Genomic DNA, 3,269 nt, shown 5'->3' on the forward strand with positions numbered 1-3,269 from the left:
GAGCCATCGGTCGCCTACGGCGCATGGCCGTATCCGAGCTATCAGCCTTACTACTTCCCGCCGCCTCCGGGCTACGCTCTGGGCGGCGCGCTCGCGACCGGCCTCGTTTGGAGCGCCGGTTTTGCCATCGGCAATGCGATCTGGGGAAACGGGTTCAACTGGGGCCGGAACGACATCAACGTCAACGTGAACCGCAATATCAGCGGTAACACGATCAATCGAAACAACATCAACGCCCAGAAGTGGGAGCACAACTCAGCTCACCGGCGCGGCGTCCAGTACAACAACACCAACGTTCAAAACAAATTCTCGAAGAACCAGGCCAACAGGAACAATTTGGGCAACCGCCAGGGCAATGTCGGCGACCGGCGCCCTAGTGGCGGTGAAGGCCGTCCCGGTGGTGGCAATCGTCCCGGCGCTGGCGGTGGACGTCCGTCGGTCGGTGATATCGAAGCCGGACTCAAGAAGCCCGGTGGGGGCCAAGGGCGTCCAGGTGGCGGCGAGGGCCGTCCGGGAGGCGGCAATCTCGGTGACAAGCGTCCCGGAGGCGGGGAGGGCCGTCCCGGCGGTGGCGGTGGGCGTCCGTCCGTCGGCGATATCGAAGCCGGTCTGAAAAAACCAGGCGGAGGCAAGAGGCCCACGGCGGGTGGCGGCAATCGTCCGAACGCGGGGGGCGGAGACCGGCAAGCCAATCTGAAAGACAGGGCGCCGGCCAAAAAGCCGACTGCGAAGAAACCGGCGGCCAAGAAGCCAGCAGCCAAGAAACCAGCAGCCAAGAAGCCCGCTGCTAGGAAACCGCAAAGCCGGCCGAGCGGGAACGCATTTAAGAAGAGCAGCGGTAGCAGCGCACGCAAGGCCTCATCCCGGGGACGCGCTAGCACCCGCGGCAGGAACGTTTCGAGAGGTGGCGGCGGACGTCGTGCCGGCGGTGGTGGCCGCGGTGGCGGACGGCGCCGTTAGACTCGAAAACAAGGCAATGAGCGACAAAAGAAGATTGGTGGATGGCATGCCGTTAGTTCGACAATTGAGCCACGCATTGTTCGGCGCAACGCTCCTCGTGTTGTGCGCCCCGGCGCAGGCCGAGCAGCAATTTGAAAGTCCCGAAGCCGCTGTCGAGGCGCTTGTCGGCGCGGCGCGCGGCGGCGAGAATGATGCGCTGCTCGAGATCCTCGGGTCCGACGGTCAGGACGTCATCAGCTCTGGCGATGACGTTGCGGACAAGAATGCCCGCGATAGCTTCATGGAGGCCTACGATAAGAGTCACAAGTTGGAGGCCGAAGGGGACGACTTCGTGGTCCTCCTGCTTGGTGAGGACGATTGGCCCTTCCCAATCCCGGTGGTGAAGACCGACAGTGGGAAATGGGAGTTCGATACCGAAGCCGGGCTCGAGGAAATTCTCATTCGGCGCATCGGCCGCAACGAACTCTCCGCCATCGAGGCGGCGCGTGGTTATGTGAACGCACAAGAGAAGTATGCCGCGCTCAATCCGGACGGCGGGGAGAAGCCAGCCTATGCGCAACGCATCATGAGCACGCCGGGCGGGAAAGACGGCTTGTACTGGGCGACGGAAGAGGGCGCGGACGAAAGCCCGCTTTCGAAGAAGTTCATCGAGATCACCGAGGAAGGCTACAAGCCCGACGGCATAAAACCTATTCCCTATCACGGGTACTTCTTCCGCATACTGAAGAGCCAGGGTGAGGGCGCCGAAGGTGGTGCGCGCGACTATGTCGAGGACGGCCGCATGACGGGCGGTTTCGCGCTGATCGCCTATCCGGCTGAGTACGGCAATTCCGGTATCATGACCTTCATTGTCAACCGGGACTCAGAGGTGCTTGAGAAGGACCTCGGCGAAGACACCGTGGAGGTCGCCGGCGAGATCGATTCGTTCTCACCGGACGAGACTTGGGAGCCAGCTCAGACGCCCTAGACAGGCTTCAGCATGACTGTGCTCAGCCGATTCGGGTGAGCAGCATTGCGTGGGCGACGTAGTGAAACGGATAACGCTCGGGGTTGGCGCGTAAGAGCCCCTTAATGTGATCGTAAATGCTAGTGACGACTGTGCTCGGGTCGGGATCGTGGTCAAGATGCAGTCGCAGGACAGGTTCGGTAAAGGCGCGTAAGAAGTTGGTGAAGGCGTTCGCGTAGACATCAACGTCTCCAGAACCTTGATAGTCCTCGACGAAGGGCACGGGCACTTCATAGCTTTCGACGCGCTCCATCCGGAAGAGACCGGCGCATTGCGCCTGCGGAGCTGTCACCGGCGCCGTGAGTTCGTCGAGCGTGCGGAAATAGACAGGCTGATAGAAGGTCTCGTACACATTCCGGCTGATGGTGCCGTCGCTCACATGCGCGAGCAGGGCGTCGTTCAGAACGTCGTAGATTCCGTCGCAGGTCCGATGCTCGGCGCCCGCGCCAAAGACCTCGACCAGAAGCTTGCCGCCGGGAACGAGCTCGGCGGACCTGGCCGTCAGGAACGCCTCGAGATCGCGTGCGGCCTGCTGCTCAAAGGCCGCGTGTTCGGCCTCCGCCACGGCACCCACACCGCGCAATCTGCTGGGGCCGTTCGGCAGGATGTAGCCGGGCAGGCGATCCAGCGGTCTTGCGCCGAGAAAGCCGATCGCATTAAACGTCGTTGCGAAATGCACCGAGCGCGGCGGCAGAAGCTGATCGTACATCGATCCGCCCACCGCGGCTGACTGTACTGCCTCACCGAAGACCGACCGGCCCTCGGGACGCAGGCGTTTAAAAAGCTCCGAAAAGTCGTTCGTCGGCAGATCGCTGTGGATGGTCTGGATCGGGCGCGTCGTGTGTTCTCGGCAAGCAGCGACGAGCGTCGTCATCACCGCAATCGAGTTTCCGCCTTCTGAGCAGCCGAAATCAGCAAGACCGACCGTCGTGGGGGGATCGGCGAAGTCCATGCCACTTGCTGCCTCGACAATCCAGGGCAAGACATAGTTGATCGCCGCCCATTGCGGGGCTGAGTTGCGGTTGTAGAAGCCGCGCCCGATCATACCGGTTGTAACGGCCATGGCAGTACCTGGTTGCTTGCTGCGGATGGCGACCGGACCCTTTTTAGGCATTATCGCCCAGCGGCTGCTTGATTTGCGGAGCGCGTTCGTTTGTAGGTCATAGGCGGGGCGGATCGGGTGTCGCACGGCCATATCAAGACACTAAGCCATTGAAAAATTGGTCGGAGTGGCAAGATTTGAACTTGCGACCCCCTCGTCCCGAACGAGGTGCGCTACCAGGCTGCGCTACACTCCGCCATG

3 protein-coding genes and 1 tRNA gene are annotated in these 3,269 nt (G+C 62.0%); 2 read left to right on the plus strand and 2 right to left on the minus strand.

Annotated features, from left to right (window positions below):
• The coding region (locus WBQ77_RS08425) for a DUF3300 domain-containing protein (RefSeq protein WP_424059772.1) at positions 1-960 on the plus strand (960 nt) is incomplete at its 5' end.
• 46 nt (positions 961-1,006) lie between these two features.
• A complete protein-coding gene (locus tag WBQ77_RS08430) occupies positions 1,007-1,927 on the plus strand; it encodes a DUF2950 domain-containing protein (RefSeq protein ID WP_424059774.1) in 921 nt (306 codons plus the stop codon).
• 22 nt (positions 1,928-1,949) lie between these two features.
• On the opposite strand, the gene WBQ77_RS08435 is transcribed toward WBQ77_RS08430, so the two are convergent.
• Entirely contained in the window at positions 1,950-3,029 is a 1,080-nt protein-coding gene (locus WBQ77_RS08435; RefSeq protein WP_424059776.1) for a hypothetical protein, read from the minus strand.
• A gap of 158 nt (positions 3,030-3,187) precedes the next feature.
• A tRNA-Pro gene (locus WBQ77_RS08440) sits at positions 3,188-3,264 on the minus strand.
• Positions 3,265-3,269: the final 5 nt, after the last annotated feature.

It is taken from the genome of Methyloceanibacter sp. (genome assembly GCF_049590335.1).
Taxonomy (GTDB): domain Bacteria; phylum Pseudomonadota; class Alphaproteobacteria; order Rhizobiales; family Methyloligellaceae; genus Methyloceanibacter.

Excerpts from the sequence above, each read along its gene's own strand:
- WBQ77_RS08430 (WP_424059774.1), top strand. The coding sequence starts at position 1,007 with ATGCCGTTAGTTCGACAATTGAGCCACGCATTGTTCGGCGCAACGCTC.
- WBQ77_RS08435 (WP_424059776.1), bottom strand. The coding sequence starts at position 3,029 with ATGGCCGTTACAACCGGTATGATCGGGCGCGGCTTCTACAACCGCAAC.